Annotated in this window: 24 protein-coding genes; all 24 read left to right on the forward strand. The window is 44.5% G+C overall.

Annotation, left to right across the window (positions count from 1 at the left end; all coding sequences use genetic code 11):
• The first annotated feature begins 152 nt into the window (after window positions 1-152).
• Complete coding sequence (argF, locus tag HZC34_06980; GenBank protein MBI5701562.1) at window positions 153-1,094, forward strand: ornithine carbamoyltransferase; 942 nt, start codon at window positions 153-155, stop codon at window positions 1,092-1,094.
• Window positions 1,087-2,298, forward strand: coding sequence for an argininosuccinate synthase (locus HZC34_06985; GenBank protein ID MBI5701563.1), 1,212 nt, complete (start codon window positions 1,087-1,089; stop codon window positions 2,296-2,298). The genes argF and HZC34_06985 overlap by 8 nt, the downstream gene beginning before the upstream one ends.
• Entirely contained in the window at window positions 2,299-3,690 is a 1,392-nt protein-coding gene (gene argH / locus HZC34_06990) for an argininosuccinate lyase (GenBank protein MBI5701564.1), read from the forward strand. It abuts the gene before it with no gap.
• Window positions 3,677-4,078 (forward strand): nucleoside-diphosphate kinase, encoded by a 402-nt coding sequence (locus HZC34_06995; GenBank protein MBI5701565.1) that lies wholly within the window; start codon window positions 3,677-3,679, stop codon window positions 4,076-4,078. Before argH ends, HZC34_06995 begins: the two co-directional genes overlap by 14 nt.
• A complete protein-coding gene (locus tag HZC34_07000; GenBank protein ID MBI5701566.1) occupies window positions 4,053-4,928 on the forward strand; it encodes a TPM domain-containing protein in 876 nt (291 codons plus the stop codon). The genes HZC34_06995 and HZC34_07000 overlap by 26 nt, the downstream gene beginning before the upstream one ends.
• Entirely contained in the window at window positions 4,928-5,299 is a 372-nt protein-coding gene (locus tag HZC34_07005) for a hypothetical protein (protein MBI5701567.1), read from the forward strand. Before HZC34_07000 ends, HZC34_07005 begins: the two co-directional genes overlap by 1 nt.
• A 30-nt stretch (window positions 5,300-5,329) precedes the next feature.
• A complete protein-coding gene (locus HZC34_07010; GenBank protein MBI5701568.1) occupies window positions 5,330-5,896 on the forward strand; it encodes a LemA family protein in 567 nt (188 codons plus the stop codon).
• Window positions 5,896-7,329 carry a leucyl aminopeptidase gene (locus HZC34_07015; protein MBI5701569.1) on the forward strand — a complete coding sequence of 478 codons (1,434 nt, stop codon included), beginning with the start codon at window positions 5,896-5,898 and terminating at the stop codon, window positions 7,327-7,329. The genes HZC34_07010 and HZC34_07015 overlap by 1 nt, the downstream gene beginning before the upstream one ends.
• The gene (locus HZC34_07020; protein MBI5701570.1) at window positions 7,314-7,988 is read left to right on the forward strand and encodes a response regulator; all 675 of its coding nucleotides are present in this window, start codon (window positions 7,314-7,316) and stop codon (window positions 7,986-7,988) included. Before HZC34_07015 ends, HZC34_07020 begins: the two co-directional genes overlap by 16 nt.
• On the forward strand, window positions 7,981-9,123 hold the full coding sequence (locus tag HZC34_07025) for a PAS domain S-box protein (protein ID MBI5701571.1): 1,143 nt from the start codon (window positions 7,981-7,983) through the stop codon (window positions 9,121-9,123). The genes HZC34_07020 and HZC34_07025 overlap by 8 nt, the downstream gene beginning before the upstream one ends.
• Before the next feature lie 87 nt (window positions 9,124-9,210).
• Window positions 9,211-10,023, forward strand: coding sequence for a hypothetical protein (locus HZC34_07030; protein MBI5701572.1), 813 nt, complete (start codon window positions 9,211-9,213; stop codon window positions 10,021-10,023).
• A 15-nt stretch (window positions 10,024-10,038) separates the two neighbouring features.
• Complete coding sequence (pstS, locus tag HZC34_07035) at window positions 10,039-11,055, forward strand: phosphate ABC transporter substrate-binding protein PstS (protein MBI5701573.1); 1,017 nt, start codon at window positions 10,039-10,041, stop codon at window positions 11,053-11,055.
• Window positions 11,056-11,976, forward strand: a complete 921-nt coding sequence (pstC, locus tag HZC34_07040) for a phosphate ABC transporter permease subunit PstC (protein ID MBI5701574.1) — start codon at window positions 11,056-11,058, stop codon at window positions 11,974-11,976. It begins immediately after the preceding gene.
• A complete protein-coding gene (gene pstA, locus HZC34_07045) occupies window positions 11,955-12,812 on the forward strand; it encodes a phosphate ABC transporter permease PstA (GenBank protein ID MBI5701575.1) in 858 nt (285 codons plus the stop codon). Before pstC (HZC34_07040) ends, pstA (HZC34_07045) begins: the two co-directional genes overlap by 22 nt.
• A complete protein-coding gene (gene pstB, locus HZC34_07050; protein ID MBI5701576.1) occupies window positions 12,805-13,569 on the forward strand; it encodes a phosphate ABC transporter ATP-binding protein in 765 nt (254 codons plus the stop codon). The genes pstA (HZC34_07045) and pstB (HZC34_07050) overlap by 8 nt, the downstream gene beginning before the upstream one ends.
• A gap of 1 nt (window position 13,570) precedes the next feature.
• Window positions 13,571-14,239, forward strand: coding sequence for a phosphate signaling complex protein PhoU (gene phoU / locus HZC34_07055; GenBank protein MBI5701577.1), 669 nt, complete (start codon window positions 13,571-13,573; stop codon window positions 14,237-14,239).
• A gap of 131 nt (window positions 14,240-14,370) precedes the next feature.
• Window positions 14,371-15,249 carry a phosphate ABC transporter substrate-binding protein gene (locus HZC34_07060; GenBank protein MBI5701578.1) on the forward strand — a complete coding sequence of 293 codons (879 nt, stop codon included), beginning with the start codon at window positions 14,371-14,373 and terminating at the stop codon, window positions 15,247-15,249.
• Complete coding sequence (gene pstC / locus HZC34_07065; GenBank protein MBI5701579.1) at window positions 15,249-16,115, forward strand: phosphate ABC transporter permease subunit PstC; 867 nt, start codon at window positions 15,249-15,251, stop codon at window positions 16,113-16,115. Before HZC34_07060 ends, pstC (HZC34_07065) begins: the two co-directional genes overlap by 1 nt.
• Entirely contained in the window at window positions 16,112-16,960 is an 849-nt protein-coding gene (gene pstA / locus HZC34_07070) for a phosphate ABC transporter permease PstA (protein ID MBI5701580.1), read from the forward strand. The genes pstC (HZC34_07065) and pstA (HZC34_07070) overlap by 4 nt, the downstream gene beginning before the upstream one ends.
• On the forward strand, window positions 16,954-17,700 hold the full coding sequence (gene pstB / locus HZC34_07075) for a phosphate ABC transporter ATP-binding protein (protein MBI5701581.1): 747 nt from the start codon (window positions 16,954-16,956) through the stop codon (window positions 17,698-17,700). Before pstA (HZC34_07070) ends, pstB (HZC34_07075) begins: the two co-directional genes overlap by 7 nt.
• Window positions 17,700-18,452, forward strand: a complete 753-nt coding sequence (gene pstB / locus HZC34_07080) for a phosphate ABC transporter ATP-binding protein (GenBank protein ID MBI5701582.1) — start codon at window positions 17,700-17,702, stop codon at window positions 18,450-18,452. The genes pstB (HZC34_07075) and pstB (HZC34_07080) overlap by 1 nt, the downstream gene beginning before the upstream one ends.
• A 10-nt stretch (window positions 18,453-18,462) precedes the next feature.
• Window positions 18,463-19,128 (forward strand): phosphate signaling complex protein PhoU, encoded by a 666-nt coding sequence (gene phoU / locus HZC34_07085; protein ID MBI5701583.1) that lies wholly within the window; start codon window positions 18,463-18,465, stop codon window positions 19,126-19,128.
• Complete coding sequence (locus HZC34_07090; GenBank protein MBI5701584.1) at window positions 19,128-20,240, forward strand: hypothetical protein; 1,113 nt, start codon at window positions 19,128-19,130, stop codon at window positions 20,238-20,240. The genes phoU (HZC34_07085) and HZC34_07090 overlap by 1 nt, the downstream gene beginning before the upstream one ends.
• A gap of 26 nt (window positions 20,241-20,266) precedes the next feature.
• A complete protein-coding gene (metG, locus tag HZC34_07095; GenBank protein ID MBI5701585.1) occupies window positions 20,267-21,805 on the forward strand; it encodes a methionine--tRNA ligase in 1,539 nt (512 codons plus the stop codon).
• Window positions 21,806-21,866: the final 61 nt, after the last annotated feature.

The raw sequence follows: 21,866 nt of genomic DNA on the forward strand, positions 1-21,866 counted from the left end.
CAATCGCCTATTATTCGCCCATGTGTTAAGGGTGATCATTCGAGGTAAAACAGGCTCCCCGGCCTTTATTATTTAATGACCAAATCCCAATTACCAATTAGCTGTTTATAATTGTTTTACCCCTACATATATGGTATATTTGATATACAGTTATGAAGGACTTCATATCTATCCACGATCTTAAAACATCAGAAATCAATGAAATTCTGGCGCTTGCATCCGACCTCAAAGACAAGCAAAAACAAAAAGTTAAACACGAATATCTCTGGGCAAAGTCCCTCGCAATGATCTTCGAAAAACCATCGACCCGTACGAGAGTGTCATTTGAAATAGGCATGTGGCAGTTAGGAGGGCTTGCGATAAATCTTGACCAGGAAGCAATTGGGCTTGGGATCCGCGAATCGATATCCGACGTCGCAAAGACCCTTTCGCGTTTCGCCGACGGCATCTTAATTAGAACATTTGAACATTCCAAGGTAATAGAACTCGCAGCCGCGGCCGATGTGCCAATTATCAATGGTTTATCCGACCTTTTGCATCCATGCCAGGCCTTAGCCGATATCATGACTATCAGGGAGAAAAAAACCCTCGACTTCGCTCGGGGTAAAGGATTGAAAATTGCTTATATAGGTGATGGCAATAATGTTTGTCATTCTCTTATGCAAGTGGCCGCTAAAGTTGGTGTTAATATGACAGTCGCGACACCTAAAGGATTTGAGCCAAACGCAGAAATAGCAAAACTCGCTTTTGCAGACGCCAAAGCTAATAGTGTTGAACTTGATATCGTGAACGATCCAGTCATCGCCGCGTCAAATGCCGATGTCATTTACACCGATGTTTGGGCATCGATGGGGCAGGAAAAGGAAAAAGGGGCAAGGGTCAAGGCTTTTAATAAATTCCAAGTGAACGAACAGCTTGTCAAAGTTGCGAAACCCGACTATATCTTTATGCACTGCCTACCGGCTCATCGCGGAGATGAAGTGACGGCAGGAGTTATTGATTCCAAGAATTCTGTAGTATTTGATCAGGCCGAGAATAGGCTTCATGCCCAAAAGGCAATACTCGTTAAATTGTTGGGAGGGGAAAATGTCTGAAGTAAAAAAAGTTGTCCTTGCTTACTCTGGCGGATTGGATACATCCGTCATGATCCCTTGGATCAAAGAACATTATAACTGCGAAGTAATAGCTTACGCCGCCGATGTCGGCCAGGAATCGGAGCTCAAAGGCTTAAAAGAAAAAGCGATCAAAACAGGAGCTTCAAAAGTCTATATCGAAGACCTAAAAGATAAATTCGCGAAAGACTTCATACTCCCAATGTTAAAATCCGGCGCTATATATGAAGGACAATATCTCTTAGGGACATCAATTGCCCGCCCATTGATCGCAAAACGCCAGATCGAGATCGCGTATAAAGAAAAAGCCGATGCAGTGGCTCACGGAGCGACAGGAAAAGGAAACGATCAGGTCCGTTTCGAGCTGGCTTTTAAAGCCCTTAACCCAAATATCAAGATAATAGCCCCTTGGAGAGAATGGGAAATAAAAGGCCGCGAAGAAGCGATCGATTACGCAAGGCTTCATGGAATCCCGATCCCTGTGACGAAGAAAAAACCATATTCATCCGACCGCAACCTTTGGCACATAAGCTATGAAGGCGGAGCGCTCGAAGATCCATTCTATGAACCGAAAGAAGATATGTTTTTATTATCCGTTGACCCATCAAAAGCGCCAAATAAGCCGGAATATGTAGAAATTGAGTTCATTAAAGGCGAGCCGGTTTCTTTGAACGGCAAAAAGATGCCGCTTGTAAAGCTCATTCAATCATTGAATATTTTGGGCGGCAAGCATGGGGTGGGCCGCACGGATATTGTTGAGAACCGATTGGTTGGCATGAAATCCCGCGGAGTTTATGAAACACCGGGTGGCACGATACTCTTCGCCGCCCATCAAGCTCTCGAATCGATAACCTTGGATCGAGATACAACGCATTTGAAGCAAGTCATAGCGATCAAATACGCGGAACTTATTTATAACGGACAATGGTATACGCCGATAAGAAAAGCATTGGACGCTTTTGTTAATGAAACGCAGAAAAATGTCACCGGTCTTGTCCGTCTTAAGCTATTTAAAGGCAATTGCATGGTAACAGGGCGCCGTGCCAAAAAGTCTCTATATGATCCAAAGATAGCTTCATTTGAAAAAGAAAATGTATACAACCAAAAAGACGCGGAAGGATTTATCAATCTTTTTGGCTTGCCGATCAAGATCCAAGCGATGATGGGAAAATCAGGGAGTAAATAAATGGCGTCAAAGAAAGCATGGGGCGGTAGGTTCAATCTTCCACTGGCCAAAGCCGCCGAACAGTTTTCGTCTTCTATCCAGTACGATGTTAGGCTTTATAAGCAGGATATCGTCCAAAGCATCGCGTATGCAGAGACGCTTCAGCGCGCGAAAGTATTGACCGGCGCCGAATGCAAGAAAATAATCCGCGGCCTTGAAGAAATAATGCGCAACATCAACAGCGGGAAAGCAAAACTTACCCGCGAGAACGAAGATATCCATATGAATATCGAAATGCTCCTGATCGATAAGATCGGTGATGTCGGAAAGAAGCTCCATACCGGGCGTTCGCGAAATGACCAGGTCGCAACAGACCTTCGCATGTATCTTAAATGGGAAATAACTGAAACTATCTTGCAAATTAGCCGCTTGCAGGCAGCATTGGTGGATCTTGCCGAAGAGAATATCTCTGTCATTATGCCGGGATATACGCATCTGCAAAGAGCCCAACCGGTCCTGTTCTCCCATCATATGCTGGCTTATTTTGAAATGTTCAGGCGAGACAAAGACCGTCTCCGCGATGCTCACCGCAGGTGCGATGTCCTGCCTCTGGGCAGCGGAGCGTTATCGGGAACTAATTTCGACCTTGACAGGAGTTTCCTGGCAAAACAGCTTGGATTTTCAAAAATATCGGATAATAGCATGGATGCGATATCCGACCGCGATTTCGTTATTGATTTTCTTTCGGCTGCATCGCTTTGCAGTATGCATCTGTCAAGATTGTCGGAAGAAATAATAATTTGGTCAAGCTTTGAATTTAATTTTATTGAACTATCGGATGCATATTCAACGGGATCGTCCCTTATGCCTCAAAAGAAAAATCCCGATATGGCGGAACTAACGAGAGGCAAGGCCGGAAGAATATATGGCAATTTAATGTCCGTTTTAACTCTTATGAAGGGCCTGCCCCTTACATACAACAGGGACATGCAGGAAGACAAAGAGGCCTTATTTGACTCGATTGATACCATAAAAGCCTGCCTCTCTGTCATGACCGAAATGTTAAAGACTATGAAGATCAATAAAGAGCTTATGGTTAAAGCGGTTAAAAAAGGGTTTTTAACGGCAACCGACCTCGTATATTATTTGGTAAGACATGATGTCCCGTTCAGGGCGGCCCATGATATTGTCGGCAAGATCATTAATTATTGCATCGAATCGAATATGGACCTGGAATATGTTTCATTGTCGGAGCTTAAGAAATTTTCAGACAGGTTCAGCTACGATGTTACCAGATATTTATCGGCTGAAAGCAGTACCGAATCCAAAGATGTTCACGGAGGCACCGCTCCCAAACAGGTGAAAGAGGCGATCAAGCGTGCTAGAAACGACCTTTTGCATGGTAAAGCCTGACGCAGTATCCCGCGGGCTTGTTCCAGAAGTCGAAAAAAGAATATCAGTTTCCGGCCTTCATATAATTGAAGGCAAGCAGGTTAATATCTCATTAGAAAAGGCTAAAACGCTTTATGCCGTTCATGTCGGCAAAAGTTTTTATGACGGGCTTCTAAAGTTCATCACATCAGGCCCGGCTTATGTTATGAAGATCCAAGGCGAGAACGCGGTCCTTCATCTTAGATCTATCATGGGAGCAACTGACCCTCGATCGGCCGAGTCAGGCACAATTCGAGGCGATCTAAAAGAAGAGAATATTTTTACGGAATACGGCACAATGAAAAATATAATTCACGGTTCCGATTCAGTTGGAAACGCAAAATATGAGCTCTCGATCTTTTTTAGCTAGCATATTTCTATTTGCCGCTTTAGTATCTTTTTCAAACGCGGCTGAACCCGTATATCCAAATTATGTCGGCTACGTGAACGACTTTGCGAATGTTCTTGATTCTTCGACAAAAAATCAGATAAATGAAATTTGCGTGAGTCTGGAAGCTATTACAAAGTCCGAACTTGCTGTTGTCACCGTTAAAACCACGGCTCCTCTCGACTCAAAAAGCTACGTTGTTAAATTATTCGAGAAATGGAAAGTCGGAAAGAAGGGGTTGGATAATGGCGTTATCTTTCTTTTAGCTTCAGACGACAGAAGAGTGGAGATCGAGGTTGGTTACGGGCTTGAAGGCGTTATAAACGACGCAAAGGCAGGAGAAATTCTTGACCAATTCGTCGTCCTAAGCTTTAAAAAAGGGGATTTTTCCGAAGGAATGCTTTTGGGGTCCAAAGCTCTCTCCCAAAGGATCATTGAAAAATACGACAAGCCCCAAGTCGTTGAGGAAAAAGAAGATTGGGTGGCGATAATTATAGGGCTTGTGGTTATAATTATTTTGCCTTTGGCTCTCCTCATCTACGTGATAATTAAAAAACAATTTGTCTATTTATTCATTGTCGCCTTTGCGGCTATTGTCGGATATTTTATCGAAGGGCCATTTGGCGCATTATTGGGATTTATTGCAGGACTTATTATGGTATTATTCGATGCGATGGGTTGGGGCGGCAAGGGGGGCAGCGGATCGTTATCTGGCTCATCCGGGCGCTTATTTGGCGGAGGTTCTTCAAGTTTCGGAGGCGGAAGCGGCGGCGGATTCTCTGGTTTTGGCGGCGGGCGCAGCAGCGGCGGCGGTACAGGGAGGAGCTTTTAATGTGGGATGACCCGGTTTTTGCGACGGTATTCACTATTGCAGTTGGCGGCGGTTCAATTGCTATCCTCCTGTTAATAGTTTTTTTCCCCGGCGCGATGTTTGGTGCGGCTATTGGTTCGATCCTTTTTTCTTTTGCTGGCAATTTTTTGTTTTCGCAAATTGGCGCGATTGTTGGCGCAATTGCGGGAGCGCTGTCAGGTTTTCTGTTTGGCTTAAAATATCTTAAATGGAAAATACAAGAAAGCCATGATTTAGGATTAGTAGAAATTAAGAACAAAAAGGAAAGAAGTTCTTCGCTCGGCTCCAGCGGCGGGTTTTCCGGTTTTGGCGGCGGGAAGTCTGGCGGCGGCGGCGCGGGCAGAAGTTTCTGATTAATGCTATAATATTTTAGGAGGCGAATTATGAACAAAAAATTGGCTTGGATAATTGGGATAGTTGCGTTGGTCTTGTTGTGCATAATGTGGGTGACCGGAGTTTATAATAATTTGGTTGGGCTGGACCAAAGCGTCAAAGAAAGCTGGGCGCAGGTGGAAAACCAGCTCCAACGAAGGTACGATTTGATACCAAATTTAGTTGAAACCGTCAAAGGTTATGCAAAGCACGAAAAGTCCACATTTGAAGAAATAACAAAAGCCCGTTCCGCATGGGCAAACGCGCAGAACATGAACCAGAAAGTCGTTGCCGCAAATGGAATAGAAAGCACAATAGCAAAACTCTTTATGGTCGTTGAAAATTATCCCCTATTACAGGCGGCTCCAAACTTCAGGGCTCTCCAAGATGAGCTTGCCGGCACCGAAAATAGGATCGCAGTCGAGAGAATGAGATATAACGAAAAAGTCCAAATATACAATACGATCGCAAAGAGATTGCCCACAGTATTTTTCGTGAGAATGTTCGGGTTTGACGGTGAAAAGATATTCTTCAAATCAGCCGAACCTGCAAAAGAGGCTCCTAAGGTCAAGTTTTAATGATCATAAAAGCCGGAAATATTTTTGGCAGCAAGATCGCGTGCGATATGCTGATTGTTCTCTCTTACGAGGGGCAAAAGCCAGCGTATGATGCTTTTTTGCGCAACGAGAGTTTCTCCGGAAAGATCGATGAAGCAGTAATAATCAATACCCAGGGCAAAATACCCGCCATCAGGATCTGCTTTGTAGGGCTTGGCAAACAAAAAGATGTCACTTTGGACTTGATCCGCAGCGCCGCGGCAATTGGCTCAAGGCATGCTGTAAAAGCCAAGGCAAAACATATAGCACTAGACCCTGTCGAATCCGTTTTTCCGTTGGCCCAAGCCGCCCAAGCGCTCACCGAAGGCCTTATCCTTGCAAGCTATAAATTTGCGGGGTACCACAAAAAGCATGAGGACTCTTTCAAGCCGAGCCATGCCACCATACTCGTTTCAAATAAGAACCAGCTGAAAGACGCGATTGAAGGCATTAGGATCGGCAAGGCTGGGGCTGACGCCGAAAACCGAGCGCGCGATCTTGTAAATGCCCCGTCAAATGTTGTCACCCCCGAATATCTCGCGCAATATGCCAAAACTTTGGCCAAAAGATCAAAATTAAAGATCGATATCTTGGATCCAAAAAAAGAGGGGATGGAATGCATTTGGGGAGTCGCTAAAGGGAGCAAATTTCCTCCGAAAGTTGTTGTAATTAATTACAAAGGGTCAAGTAGCAAGGGTCAAGAGATAGCATTGATTGGAAAGGGCATTACTTTTGATTCGGGCGGTATCTCACTTAAGCCTTCATCGAAAATGTGGGAGATGAAAACCGATATGGCGGGAGCCGCGGCCGTTATCGAGGCAATGGGAGTGATCGCCGAGCTTAAGATCAAGAAAAATATTATTGCGGTTATTCCTATCGCCGAAAATATGCCGGATGGTGGGGCGCTAAAACCTGGGGACGTTATCGGCAGCCTTGACGGGACAACTGTCGAAATAATTTCAACCGATGCCGAAGGCCGTTTGATCCTGGCTGACGCGATAACGTACGTCAAAAAACTTGGCGCCGTAAAAATATTCGATTGTGCGACGCTTACAGGGGGATGCGTAACGGCTTTAGGCGATGTGGCTTCAGGGCTTTTAGGCAACAACCAAGAATTGATCGATGAAATATTGGAAGCTGCGGATCGATCAGGCCAAAAAATGTGGCATCTTCCTTTGTATAAAGAATATGAAGAATATTTAAAGAGCTCGGTCTCCGATATAAAAAATTGCATGGATCGCGGCATGGCGTCTCCTTCAACGGGTGCAACTTTCCTCCATAAGTTTGTAGGCGACACCCCTTGGGTACATTTGGATATAGCCGGAACAGCCTATATGCATAAGACCAGAGGATGTTATTCCGAAGGTGCTACCGGCGTCCCTCTGCGCACAATTATCGAATGGCTAAGATCTTAATAATTGAAGACGAAAAAGATATTGTCCAGACATTGGAATATAATTTAAAAAAAGAAGGCTTCAGCGTAAGCAAGGCTTTCGACGGCACACAAGGATTGAAGCTAGCTATGGATGCCCTTCCCGATCTTATCCTCCTCGATCTAATGCTTCCCGGCATTGACGGTCTTGAACTGTGCAGGCGGCTTAAAAAAGATAAAAAAACCGAAAATATCCCGATCATCATGCTTACCGCGAAAAGCGCGGAAACCGATAAAGTTGTCGGGCTCGAGATGGGCGCCGACGATTATATCACAAAGCCTTTCAGCATTAGGGAATTGATAGCCCGGGTCAAAGCGATCCTAAAAAGATATGGCGTGGAAAAGAGCGCTCCTCGAGCATTGAGCTTCCAAAATATTGAAATTGACCCTGACAAGCATGAAGTCCGTGTTCTAGGAAAACAGGTCGAGCTAACCGCCAAAGAATTTGCCCTTCTTGCATTCCTTGCGGAAAATATAGGCAGGATATGGAGCCGTGAGAGGCTTTTAGACCAGGTTTGGGGGATCGATGTTGCGATCGAGACTCGAACGGTTGATGTCCATGTTAGGCGCCTGCGCGAAAAATTGGGAAAAGCATCGGACCATATCAAAACATTGCGCGGGGTAGGTTACAAGTTTGTTTAATTTTCCATTAAGGATCATTACAACCTCTCGGCTTAAACGCCTCGAAAACGCTAAGAAGGAAGCCGAATATAAAATAACGGAGATATTAACCTCTCTTGCATCACAAAGAGGGCTTGCGGTTGCTGTGCTTCGAAGCATGAGGGATGGGGTTCTGGCGGTTGACGGGTCGGGCTCGATCGTTCTTGCCAATTTTGCGATAGAGAAAATGTTCGGCGTGCTAGAGCCCGAATTGCTCGGGAAATCGGTAAGAGCGGGCATCCGCAACAACGAGATCGCAGACCTTATCGATCAAACAATAAAAACCAACACGATGATGGAAAAAGAGATCAACACTCTTTTTCCGATAGAAGGCAATTTTTTGGTTTTTGTGACCCCTATGGTAATAGGCGATAATAAGCCGACGGGCGCGGTTTGTGTATTGCACAATATAACGGATATAAAAAAACTTGAGACCTATAGGTCGGAATTCGTAGCTAATGTTTCTCATGAGCTTAAAACGCCGCTCACTTCAATTCGCAATTACTTAGAAACTCTTTTAAACGGCGCGATCAAAGACAATGAGCATAATATGGAATTTTTGAGGAAGGCCGACAAGAATGCGATAAATCTTTCGGCTTTGATCGATGACCTGCTTGAAATATCGCGGCTTGAGTCCAAGAAAGAATTGGGACCATATATAAAATTAGATACCAATAAGATAATGGCAAGGGCGATCGAAAATATTTCGGATAAGGCTAAAAAGAAAAACATTTCTATTAATAAGAATTGCGACGACAAAGAACATAATATAATAGGGATCGAGGACCATATATACAGGGCATTTCTGAATTTGCTCGATAACGCGGTCAATTACACGCCTGAAGGCGGATCAATTGATATCTCCTGCTTTATAAATGGCGATAAGCTTGAAATTTCGGTATCGGATACGGGGATCGGCATCCCGGAAGAACATTTGCCGAGGATATTTGAGCGCTTCTATCGTGTCGATAAAGCGCGATCCCGCGATCTGGGGGGCACGGGGCTTGGTCTCGCCATAGTTAAGCATGTGGCAAATATCCATAATGGATCGGTTTCCGTTTCGAGCCGCGAAGGCCAAGGTTCCAAGTTCACACTCGTGTTCCCGTCCGCCAAATAACCCCAAAATAAGTTTACATCGAATTAACGTATTCTTCATAACCCCTTAATCATCAAAATATATAATTAATCCATAAGGGGGGATCAGATGAAAATAAAGATTGTTAGTTTGAGCCTACTGTTGATGTTTGTTCTTGTTGTTTCGTCTTACGCGGCGGTGCCTAAGAAGAAAACGGTGGCAATAAAAAAGACACCGGTTAAAAAAGAGGCAATAAAAAAAGAATCTGTAAAAGTCGAAGTCCCCGAAGAGGATAAGCTTGCCGACCTGAAAGACGACATGAACACCGCGATAGCCGATCTGAAAGGACAGATTGATAAAGTGAAACAAGACAATTCCGACATGAAAGTTAGCTCAACACTTTTTTTCCGATTCCAGAAATATCTTTCGAACGGCGCATCGACAACCCCGAATAATTTTGATGTAGAAAGGGCTTATCTTGATTTCAAGAAAAAGCTCGATTGGGGCGCGTCCGCTCGGGTTACATTGGACATATCTAGGCTCGATACGGCAAAGGTTGATACCGATAAAAAGAGCCAACATCTTTTTGATTATTTGAAATATGCTTATGTCGAAATGCCGATAAACATTCCAAGCTATCTTCAGGTCGTGCCTGTAACCCTCACGGCCAAACTCGGGCTGCAGCACACCGTTTGGATCGATTGGATGGATAAGGTTATGGAATTGCGTTATATAGCAAAAACAATTGTCGACAATGAAGGCATTATGTCATCGGCCGATTTCGGGATCGGTGCTACAGGGAAAGTTGCTGTCTTAGGCGTCCCCGAAGTCGAATATCATGCGACATTAATCAATGGTTCAGGGTACAAGGCCGCGGCTGATATCCAGAATCTCACAGGCGGGTCGAGCGTGTTATATCTGCACTTGTTTGCGGCCATATAAAAAAGGAGTAGAGAAATGATAAAAAAATTGCCAGTTATGTTATTAGGCCTAATTCTTTTAGCTTCGGCCGGTTTTGCCGACGTCATGTTGACAGGCGCGGGAGCTACTTTCCCATATCCGATCTATTCAAAATGGTTCCATGAATACAATAAACAGAATCCCGATATCAAGATAAATTACCAGTCAATAGGATCAGGCGGCGGCGTGCGCCAGATAATTGCAGGAACGGTTGATTTCGGCGCGTCTGACGCCCCAATGACAAAATCCGAAATGAATTCCGCGGATTCGCCAATCCTACATATCCCAACCGTGATCGGTCCAGTCGCGGTCGCGTATAATTTGAAAGGAATTGGCGAACTTAAGCTTAATTCTGATGTCCTTGCCGAAATATTTTTAGGGAAGATCAATAAATGGGACGATGAGAAGATCGAAGCCCTAAATCCGGGCGTTAAACTTCCAGGCAAGGAGATTATGGTTGTTCACCGCTCCGATGGAAGCGGTACTACGAATATTTTCACCGATTATCTTGCCAAGGTCAATACACAATGGGCGACGCAAGTTGGCGTCGGCAAATCGGTGACCTGGCCGGTTGGTATCGGGGCAAAAGGGAATGAAGGCGTTTCGGGGGCTGTGAAGCAAAATGACGGCGCCATTTCGTATACCGAGCTTTCATATGTCGAATTAAACCATCTTTCATCTGTAGCATTGAAGAACAAATCCGGGAAATTCGTCAAACCGTCGCTTGACGCAACGAGTGCCGCAGCGTCCGGGGCGATCGCAAAGATTCCTGCGGATTACAGGGTTTCAATAACGAATGCGGCGGGTGCAAAGTCTTATCCGATATCGGGGTTTACATGGCTTCTAGTTCACAAAGACCAGAAGGATCCGGAAAAAGGGAAAGCGCTTGCCGATTTCCTTAAATGGTCAATGTCCCAAAAAGCACAAGGCCTCGCGCAAACACTTTCTTATGCGCCATTGCCCGATGTTTTGACAGCAAAAGTATTAAGGACGATCAACACGATCAAGTATTAAGTGGGAATAGCCATTAATAAAGCAGGGAACGGGGATAAAATATTTTCATATATCACTCTGATATTCGCTTGGAGCATTCCCGCCCTGCTTTTTTCGCTCTTTTTGAGCCTTATGGTTTCGGGCTGGCCGGCAATATTAAATAATGGGCCAGGATTTTTTGTAAGATCCGTATGGGACCCGGTCGCCGAGAATTTTGGAGTGCTGCCTTTTATCTATGGCACAATTATTTCTTCGCTTATTGCCCTTGTAATTGCTGTCCCTTTGGGTCTTGGGACAGCTATTTACCTTACCGAGATCTCTCGCGGCAAAACAGGCGATTGGATAGCGCAAATGGTCGAGCTTTTGGCGGCAATTCCTTCTGTTGTGTACGGATTATGGGGGATATTTGTCTTAGGGCCGATCGTTGCGAATATTATTGGGCCAATGTTTAGCGGAACCCTTGGATTCATTCCCATATTTTCTGGCCCGGTTTATGGTTTGGGAATGTTTTCGGGCGGCGTGATCCTTGCAATAATGATCCTTCCGACATTGGTCGCTGTTTCTAGGGAAGTTTTAATGACAGTGCCCAATAATTTGCGCGAATCCGCTATGGCGCTTGGTACGACAAAAATGGAAACAGTCACGCTTGCTGTATTAAAGCCCGCGTGGCCGGGAATAATGGGGGCAATTATTTTAGGCTTGGGAAGGGCGCTTGGCGAGACGATGGCCGTAACTATGGTAATCGGCAATCGCCCGCAAATATCTCCTTCGATTTTTGCGCCGGCTTATACGCTGGCATCGGTCATCGCGAACGAATTTACAGAGGCATCTTCCCATGTTTATCTATCGACACTGATCGAGGTCGGGCTTGTATTATTGTTGATCACAGTCATAGTAAATGGAATAGCCAGGATGTTAGTATGGAAAATGAAGCAAATATAAAAATATTTAAACTTAGAAAATTGAAAGAAAAACTATTCCTTTATGGGGTTTTTTCAGCCGCGTTGATCGCTGTCGTTCCTTTGATCTCGATCTTGGCTTATGTTTTTTTTCAAGGGATATCCTCTTTGAACTTGGATTTTTTTACTTCGCTTCCGGTGCCCGCGGGAGAAGCGGGCGGAGGGATAGCCAATGCGATTGCCGGCACATTTATCATTGTGTTGTTGGCTTGTGTTGTCGGATTGCCGGTAGGTATTTTATCGGGCATATGGCTTGCGGAATATGGGGAAGGAAAAAGAGGGTTTGTAATAAGATATACAAACGATGTGCTTGCAGGAATCCCATCCATTGTGATAGGTATTTTTATTTATGCTATCTTTGTATTAGCCATGCGGAGATTTTCAGCGATCGCCGGCGGCGTTTCGCTGGCAATAATTATGATCCCAACCATTACAAAAACAACCGAGGAGCTTATTAGGATGGTCCCTATAAGTTTATGGGAGTCGGCGCTTGCTCTTGGAATTTCCCAATGGAGGGTTACTTGGTACGTGGTTTTTAGGACAGCATGGAGCGGGATCTTCACGGGCATCATGCTTGCCGTTGCAAGAGTATCCGGTGAAACAGCGCCGTTATTATTCACATCATTTAATAACCAATTCTGGAATTTTGCGGTCGACCAGCCAATGGCTTCGATGACTGTCCAGATATTCAATTATTCTATCTCTCCCTTCAATGATTGGCATTCAAAATCTTGGGGAGCATCGCTGGTCCTGGTCGCGATAATTTTGATGATAACGTTAACGGTGAGGAGGTTCTCAAAAAGAATATATTATGGATAAAAATAAAAAAATTATAATAGAAGAGATAAATGCATGGTTCAGCGAAAAGCAGGCCATTAAGAATATTTCGATGTACGTCCAGAAAAATAAAGTTACGGCTATTATAGGCCCGTCAGGCTGCGGGAAATCCACCTTTATCCGGTGTTTGAACCGTATACATGAAACTGTCCCGGGCGCAAAAGTTTCGGGAAAAGTCTTGCTCGACGGCAAGAATATTTATGGTTCGGATATCGATCCAGTCCTTATCCGAAGGCAGATCGGTATGGTATTCCAAAAGCCGACCCCTTTTCCAACAATGACAATTTATGAAAATGTCGCGGCGGGATTGAAATTAAGCGGTATCAAGAACGGGCATAAGCTTGACCAAGCGGTCGAAACAAGCTTAAAACAAGCGGCGCTCTGGAACGAGGTTAAAGATATCTTAGATAAACCAGGCATCGGCCTTTCGGGCGGGCAACAGCAGAGGTTATGCATTGCAAGGGCGCTAGCGGTAAAACCTGAAATATTATTGCTCGATGAGCCATGTTCGGCTCTTGATCCGATATCGACTAGTAAGATCGAAGAGCTCATGCATGATCTTAAAAAAGAATTTACGATCGTTATAGTCACCCACAATATGCAGCAGGCGGCAAGGGTCGCCGATTTTACAGGCTTTTTCCTGCTGGGCGAACTGATCGAGTTTGATATAACAACTAAAATGTTCACAGCCCCAACGAACAAAAAAACAGAAGAATATATTACAGGGAGGTTTGGATAAAATGGACCACCAAATAACGCTGGACCAGGAACTCAACGACCTAAAAGAAACGATACTAAAGATGGGGATCCTTGTACAAGAGCTTATTCACAAATCTGTTGACGCGCTAAAAGATAGAGATAGGGATTTGGCAAAGACAGTAATAAAACAGGATATCCAAGTTGATAAGCTTGAACTGGAAATTAACGAGAAGAGCATCAACTTGATCGCGATCCGCCAGCCAAAGGCGATAGATCTTAGATTTATAACGACCGCTATGCGAATTGCAACCGATCTTGAGCGAATTGGCGACCTATCGGAAGACATAGCGGAAAGAGCCATCGAGCTTGCCGACCAGCCTCTATTAAAACCACTTATCGATATTCCCAAAATGGCCAAATTCGTGCAAGACTCCGTTTCATTGGTATTGGACGCGTTTGTAAGTAAAGATGCAGAAAAAGCAAAATCGGTATGGATCAAAGAAAAGGAAGTCGATAAATTACGCGATCAAGTCCATGACGAATTGATCGGGATCATGTCAAATGATGAGAAAACCGTTCCTCGCGCGATCCCTCTGTTGCTGGTTTCTCGCCATTTGGAACGTATAGTTGACCATGCGACCAATATTGCGGAAGATGTGGTTTATTTGGTCGAGGCAAAAGTAGTAAAACATGGCGGTGAAAAAAGTTGATCCATGACCGCATAATTATTTAACATCCCCTTAATATTGAGTTAACATTCCTGTAACATTTGGGGTGCATACTTGCTTCAGCTTTTATCTGCACAGCGTTATCACTTTATAAAATAAAAAGGAGAAAAAATATGTTTAAAAATTGGAATTTGAAAATTGTAAATTGTTTTGTTGTTGGGATTTTGATGTTGGGATTTGCCACGTTAGTGGTCGGTTGCGGCGGCGGTAAAAAAGCTATTCAAATAAAAGGCTCCGATACAATGGTTAATTTGGGCCAGGCATGGTCGGAAGCGTTCATGGCAAAAAATCCCGAGATCGCAATTGCGATCACTGGCGGGGGATCGGGTACCGGCATCGCCGCTTTGCTTTCGGGCACAACCGATATCGCGCAAGCATCCAGGAACATTGAGAAAAAGGAGATAGCCCTTGCCAATAAAAAAGGCATAAACCCCAAAGAGATCCATGTGGCAAACGACGGAATAACTTTGGTCGTCCATCCGTCAAATCCTGTAAGCAAGCTTACTATCAAGCAGTTGTCCGATATTTATACGGGAAAAGTAAAAAATTGGAAAGAGGTCGGAGGGGCAGACCAGAAGATAGTAGCCCTTTCGCGCGAAAGGAATTCGGGCACCCATGTATTCTTCGTTGAGCATGTAGTGAAACTTGGCGACAAGAAAAATCCGAACGAATTCGCCCCTGCGATATTAATGATGCCTTCTTCGCAAGCGATCGTGGAAGAAGTAACATCGAATCCACAGGCAGTAGGTTATGTAGGTTTGGGTTATCTTACAAAGAAGGAAAAAGCACTGGCTATCGCAACAAGCAATAATTCGTCTTACGTTCAACCCAGCGTTTCAACTGTAACATCCGGTTCATATCCTATATCGAGATCTCTTTTATTCTATACTAATGGCGAGCCGACCGATGAGGTCAAATCTTTCATCGATTATGTCCTAAGCCCGGAAGGCCAGAAGATAGTCCTTAAAATGGATTTCGTGCCGATCAAGTAATGAAAAAGTACGCCGAATTATTGATCGAAAAAGCCATCTTTCTGTCGGGGATGGCCTCGATTTTATTTGTCGTATTGATCTTTATATTTCTTCTAAAAGAGGGCTTATCTCTTTTCTCCGACACCAAACTATTGTCGTTCATATTCGGCAGGAACTGGTATCCTATCTCCGATCCACCTCAATTTGGGATATTACCGCTTATACTAGGGTCGTTCTTTGTAACTCTAGGTGCGATTGTTATCGCGGTACCGCTCGGCATAGCGTCAGCGGTTTATATCGCGGAAGTGGCTCCCGTGTGGCTTAGGGAGATATTAAAATCGGGGATCGAACTTTTGGCCGCGATCCCAAGCATAGTCCTTGGTTTTATCGGTATCGTGACCCTTGCCCCGTGGCTAAAAAATATTTTTCATTTGTCGTCCGGCCTTACGGCCCTCGCCGGATCGATAATGCTCGCGTTCATGGCTATGCCAACCATAGTTTCAATTGTTGAAGATGCCATCGTTTCGGTCCCAAAAAGCTACAAAGAAGGATCGGTGGCGCTTGGGGCTACCCGCTGGCAGACGATCTATAGGGTCATTCTTCCTGCGGCGTCGTCGGGAATTTTGGCCGCGGTGATGCTGGGCATTGGTCGCGTTATCGGGGAAACCATGGCGGTCCTTATGATAACCGGAAATGCCGCGGTAATGCCGACCACTTTCCTCCAGCCGGTAAGGACCTTGACCGCGACTGTTGCGGCCGAAATGGGCGAAGCGGTGTCGGGCAGTTCCCATTATTATGCCCTGTTCGCCATTGGTATCGTTCTTTTTGTCATAAGTTTTATAATTAATATATTAGCCGACGCGTTCCTGCATAGGAAAACAAAATGATGGGCGTAAAAAAGATAGAAAAAATAGCGTTCTCAATATTATTTGTATCGACCATTTTTGTCATAACGCCGGTCATGCTTATTGCGGCCGTAATATTATTCAGGGGTGTTCCTGCTGTAAGCTTGGAATTCCTTTTCTCAATGCCAAGCAATGGCATGCGAGCCGGCGGCATATTTCCTGCTATTGTGGGTACGATATATCTCACGCTTGGCACCGCATTATTCTCCATACCTCTTGGGATTTTAGCAGCGGTTTATTTAAACGAGTACGCGCAGAAAAATTGGCTGACCCGCGTTATTGAGATAGCGATCATTAATCTCGCGGGGGTCCCGTCGATCGTCTACGGACTATTCGGCTTGGGGCTTTTTGTGACATTCCTTGGATTTGGAGCGTCGATACTTGCGGGATCCATGACTCTTGCGATCATGACGCTCCCTGTTATTATTACCGCAACCCGCGAATCGTTGAGCACGATCCCAAATTCGTTCCGAGAAGTTAGTTTTTCACTTGGGGCATCTCGTTGGCAGACTGTTAGATATGTGGTGCTGCCAAACGCAATTCCAGGCATTTTAACGGGGACGATCTTGGGTCTTTCTCGCGCCGCCGGGGAAACCGCCCCGATCCTATTCACGGTTGCGGCATTTTATCTTCCGCGCCTTCCCCAGTCGATGTATGACCAAGCAATGGTATTACCGTATCATATTTATATTCTTTCGACCCAAGTGCCAAATGTCAGCCCAAAGATCCAGTATGGAACGGTACTGACGTTGGTATCGATCGTGTTTATCCTTAATATAACAGCGTCCGTAATCAGGTCGCGATTCAGGAAGCGCAAAACATGGTAAAACTTCAAGCTTCAAATCTAAATGTTTGGTATGGAGGGTTCCACGCCGTCAAGGAATTGAACCTCGAAGTCCATGAAAATGAGATCCTCGGGATCATAGGCCCGTCGAATAGCGGGAAGACATCTTTTTTAAAAACCCTTAATCGATTGAATGAGCTATATCCGACCTCGAAAACTTCGGGAGATGTTATTTTGGACAATGAGAGCATTTTTAAGGTGAACATCCAACAATTGAGGAAGAGAGTGGGCATAGTTTTTGCCCTTCCGCTTCCTCTTCCGCTTTCGATATTCGACAACATAGCATACGGACCAAGACTCCACGGCGTAAAAAATATGAAACAGCTCTCGGAAATAGTCGAAAAATCACTAACCGCTTCCGCCTTGTGGGACGAAGTAAAAGACAGGCTGAAGGCCAACGCTTTCAAGCTATCCGGCGGCCAGCAGCAGAGGCTTTGTATAGCAAGGACCTTGGCTGTTGAACCAGAAGTTGTATTATACGACGAGCCTTGCTCGGGACTAGATCCTATTTCAACGCTAAAAGTCGAAGAAGCGATGCAGGAGCTTAAAAAGAGCTACACTCAAATTCTTGTGACAAACAATGTCAAACAATCCGCCCGCGTATCCGACAGGACAGCTTTCTTTTTGATGGGTGAGATGGTGGAGATAGGCGCTACGGCCCAAATGTTCACATCGCCAAAGGACAAGAGAACGGACGATTATATATCGGGGAGATTTGGATAATGGCAAAGATCGATATTTGCAACCTTAATATGTATTATGGGGCATTCCATGCGTTAAAGAACGTTAATGTTTCTATTTTGGAGAATGTTATTACATCAATAATCGGGCCGTCGGGGTGCGGGAAATCAACTCTACTTCGCGTATTGAATAGGATGAACGATCTTGTTGAAGGCGTTAAAATAAACGGCAGCGTTAAGATAGACGGCGAGGATATATACTCTCCCGCAACAGACTTGATCGCTTTGCGAATAAAAGTCGGGATGGTATTCCAGAGGCCTAACCCTTTTCCTCTTTCAATTTACGAGAATGTAGCCTATGGGTTAAGGCTCCATGGTGAAGGGCGAAAAAGCGTAATTTCTGAAGCTGTGGAAAAAAGCCTCGATTCAGTCCTATTGTTCTCCGAACTTAAGGACCGGTTGAAGGATCCGGCATTAAGCTTATCGCTCGAGCAGCAGCAAAGGCTTTGCATCGCGCGTTTGCTTGCCGTTAAACCTGAAATAATTCTGCTCGATGAGCCTTGTTCCGCGCTTGATCCGTACTCGACCCTAAAAATTGAGGAGTTGCTACAAGCGCTCAAAAAGGATTATACTATCCTAATTGTAACTCACAATATGCAGCAGGCGGCTCGCGCCTCGGATTATACTTTTTATATGCTTCTTGGCGAGATGATAGAATTCGGAAAAACAAATGATGTATTTACGACACCTACAGACAAGAGGACCGAGGAATATATTACAGGCAGGTTCGGCTAAGGAGGGAACTATGGACAGGATAAGGGAAACATTCGAAAGAGAATTAAAAGAAGTCGAAGATATGGTGATGGCTATGGGGCTAACCGTCATGGAAATGCTCAAAAAATCCATGATAGCCTATAAGAAAGAAGATAATAAACTTGTTGACGATGTTATAAAAATGGACGACATCGTTGATAAGTATAATATCGATATTGAGCGCAGGTGCCTTGAGCTTATCGCGACGCAGCAGCCAATGGCTCGCGACTTGAGATTTATAGCGTCTACTATGAGGATAATATCCGATATCGAGAGAATGGGGGATTATACGGTCGACGTCGTAAAATTTGCGCGCAGGCTTTTTGGGTTTCCAAAAGTCTCGGCTCAAGCAACCGTCCACCATATGGCCGAGCTTACAGGCATGATGCTGCAGGAAGCGCTGGACGCGATATCCCGCAAGGACTTGAACCTTATAGCCAAGATGATAGAAGACGACGACAAAGTCGATTCGGCGCTCAAAAAAGTATTCGATGAAGTTCTTTCTGATATAGAAAAAGATCCCAAAACGGCTCGGGGCGGGATATATCTGATCCTTATGGCAAGGTATATCGAGCGAATAGCGGACCACATAACCAATGTCGGCGAAAGGACGCATTACATGGAAACCGGCGAAATGAAGGAACTGCACATTTCATAATGCCATTTTCGCGTCGGATCATTTTGATCTTTGCATTCCTGATTTTTTTGTTCAATCTATGTTTTGCCGAAACGACAACGGAAGCCTCCTCAAAAGAAGCGGCATTGGATTTTAAAGAAGATTTTACGATAGAACTTAAAAATTCCAATAATGGCGAAATAAAAGTTATCCATAAAGACAACGGCGCAACGGAAGTCGTTGGCCATGTTCTTTTTTCTACGACTAACGTCAATCCAAACGGTTATACCGCATCGCAATGGATCCTGTCATCAGAAGTAGCCGCGACATCCGTTAACGCCATACATATTAAGGTTGCCGACCCCAAAACTATTTTTTCTCTTTTGCCGGTTGAGTTTGCCGATGAGCTCAAAAATTATAGGTCGTATTTCAGCCCCGATTCATCAATTTATACGGACATTCATGCGGGGGAAGATATTTTCGGGGGAGGAGCCGCGCCTTACATCGGGAACAAAGTATTGGTCAACGGAAAAGATATTTCAGGCCCCTTAAAAGAAAATGATGTATTGTCAATTATTGTTTCGCATCCCATTCCCTGGCCAAAGTCCATTGTTTTTGAGAATAGAAAGGGCGGTAATATCTATATTTCTTATCCAAACGAAGAAAGCAAACAGATAGGAGAGGTATTAAAGCCGATCGCGGGCGTTGGCCGGTTCGAGGGGACATATTACTTGCCTCCCGGACGGATAAGGGCAAACCATGCCGGGGTCATAGATGTTTCCGTATCCCCAAGATGGCAAGTTGGAGGGTTCCAAATAATCCCCGAAAAACATTCCAAAAGCCCGGAAATGAGCGGCGCTCTTGTCAGCACGCAGTGGATGATAGTCAGGCTAAAAGATGATACCGGCGAGGGCAAGCCTCCTCTTTTCAAATATTTTTTGAGGCCGCAATATAATGAACAGGATATTTATTCGAAGGATTGGGAAGCTAAATTTTTAAAACGGTTCCTTGTCGAGGCAAAACTCAAAGACGGGAATGGCTGGAGCGCTTTGCCTGTATTCGGGCTTAGGCGAGACGAGGACCTGCCGAAAGACGCCTATAATTACCTCAAGGATGTCGAGCAAATAAGAATTCTTTTTCCCGATGTTCCCTGATATAATTGGTATTAAGATATCCAATTATGAAGCCTAAATTTTATCTTACAACGCCTCTATATTATGTAAACGATGTGCCCCATATCGGGCACGCATATACGACAATTGCCGCCGATGTTCTTGCCCGATATAAAAGGACAAAAGGATTTGAGGTCTTTTTCCTGACAGGCACCGATGAGCATGGACAAAAAGTTTTCCGTACTGCCGAAAAAGAAGGCCGTAACCCGCACGAATTTGTAGATGAAATTGTTGTAAGATTTAAGAATGCTTGGGACAAATTGAATATCTCATATTCCGATTTTATCCGAACAACGGATATCGACCACACGTATGTGGTCCAAGCGGTCTTTGAAAAACTTCTGGCAAAAGGTTTGATCTATAAGGGAGAATATCAAGGCCTATACTGCGTTCATGATGAGGCTTACTGGAGCGAGAACCAGATGCCCCAAGACCTTGAAGGCCGATTTCTTTGTCCTGATTGCGGCAGACCGGTCGATCTATTAAAAGAAGATACTTACTTTTTTAAGCTCTCGGCTTTTCAAGAGAAGCTTCTTAAATATTACAAAGAAAACCCAAAATTCATCCAGCCATCTTCGCGCCATAACGAGACAGTTAATTTTGTGAAACAGGGATTAAGGGACCTTTCTATTACAAGGACGGCTTTCCCATGGGGAATACCGGTTCCGTCCGATCTTAGGCATGTAGTATATGTATGGTTCGACGCGCTATTGAATTATATTTCGGCCCTGGATTATCCTGATGGCGAATTGTTTAAAAAATATTGGCCAGCCGACGTCCACATCATGGGAAAAGAGATAGTCAGGTTCCACGCGGTAATATGGCCGGCTATTCTTATGGCTTTGGAAATTGATATGCCAAAAAAAGTCTTTGGGCATGGGTGGTGGACGGTTGACGGCAAGAAAATGAGTAAAAGTGTGGGTAATGTTGTCGACCCGATCGCATTATCCGAACAATACGGGGTTGATGCTTTTAGATATTTTATTTTAAGGGAAGTTCCATTTGGGATCGATGGCGATTTTTCTATGCAATCTTTTATCAATCGATTTAACGCCGATCTAGCCAATGATCTTGGCAACTTATTAAGCAGATCTTTGACTATGATCGAAAAATATTTCGGAGGCGTTGTCCCCGAAAAACCTATATCAGAAGAAGATGAATTGAGCAAAGAATTGGTCTCATTGATCAAAGCCACTCCTCAAAAAGTTGACGAAAGCCTAAACAATCTTGCATTTTCAGATGCTCTTGAGAACATTTGGAGCCTTGTTATTACTTCTAATGCTTATATAGAAAAACAAACCCCATGGGCATTGGCCAAACAAAATAACACCGAACAACTTGCTTATGTATTGAATAATTTGTACGAAGTCCTAAAAGTTGCAGCGATTCTCGTCAATCCATTTATGCCTGATACGGCGCAAAATATATGGCGCCAGCTTAACCTGCCTCATGATCCCGCCCAAAATACCGACGAATTGCTTGGCATAAAAATTGCTGGGACAATAGTGAAGAAGGGCGGATCATTGTTCCCTCGTCTAGCGAAGTAGTGGAACCTGAGACTAAAGTCTCGGTTCCAATGAAATGGGGCCCGCGAAAATAAATTTTCGC

The sequence above is a fragment of the Candidatus Saganbacteria bacterium genome (genome assembly GCA_016223245.1).
Classification (GTDB): domain Bacteria; phylum Margulisbacteria; class WOR-1; order XYC2-FULL-46-14; family XYC2-FULL-37-10; genus JACRPL01.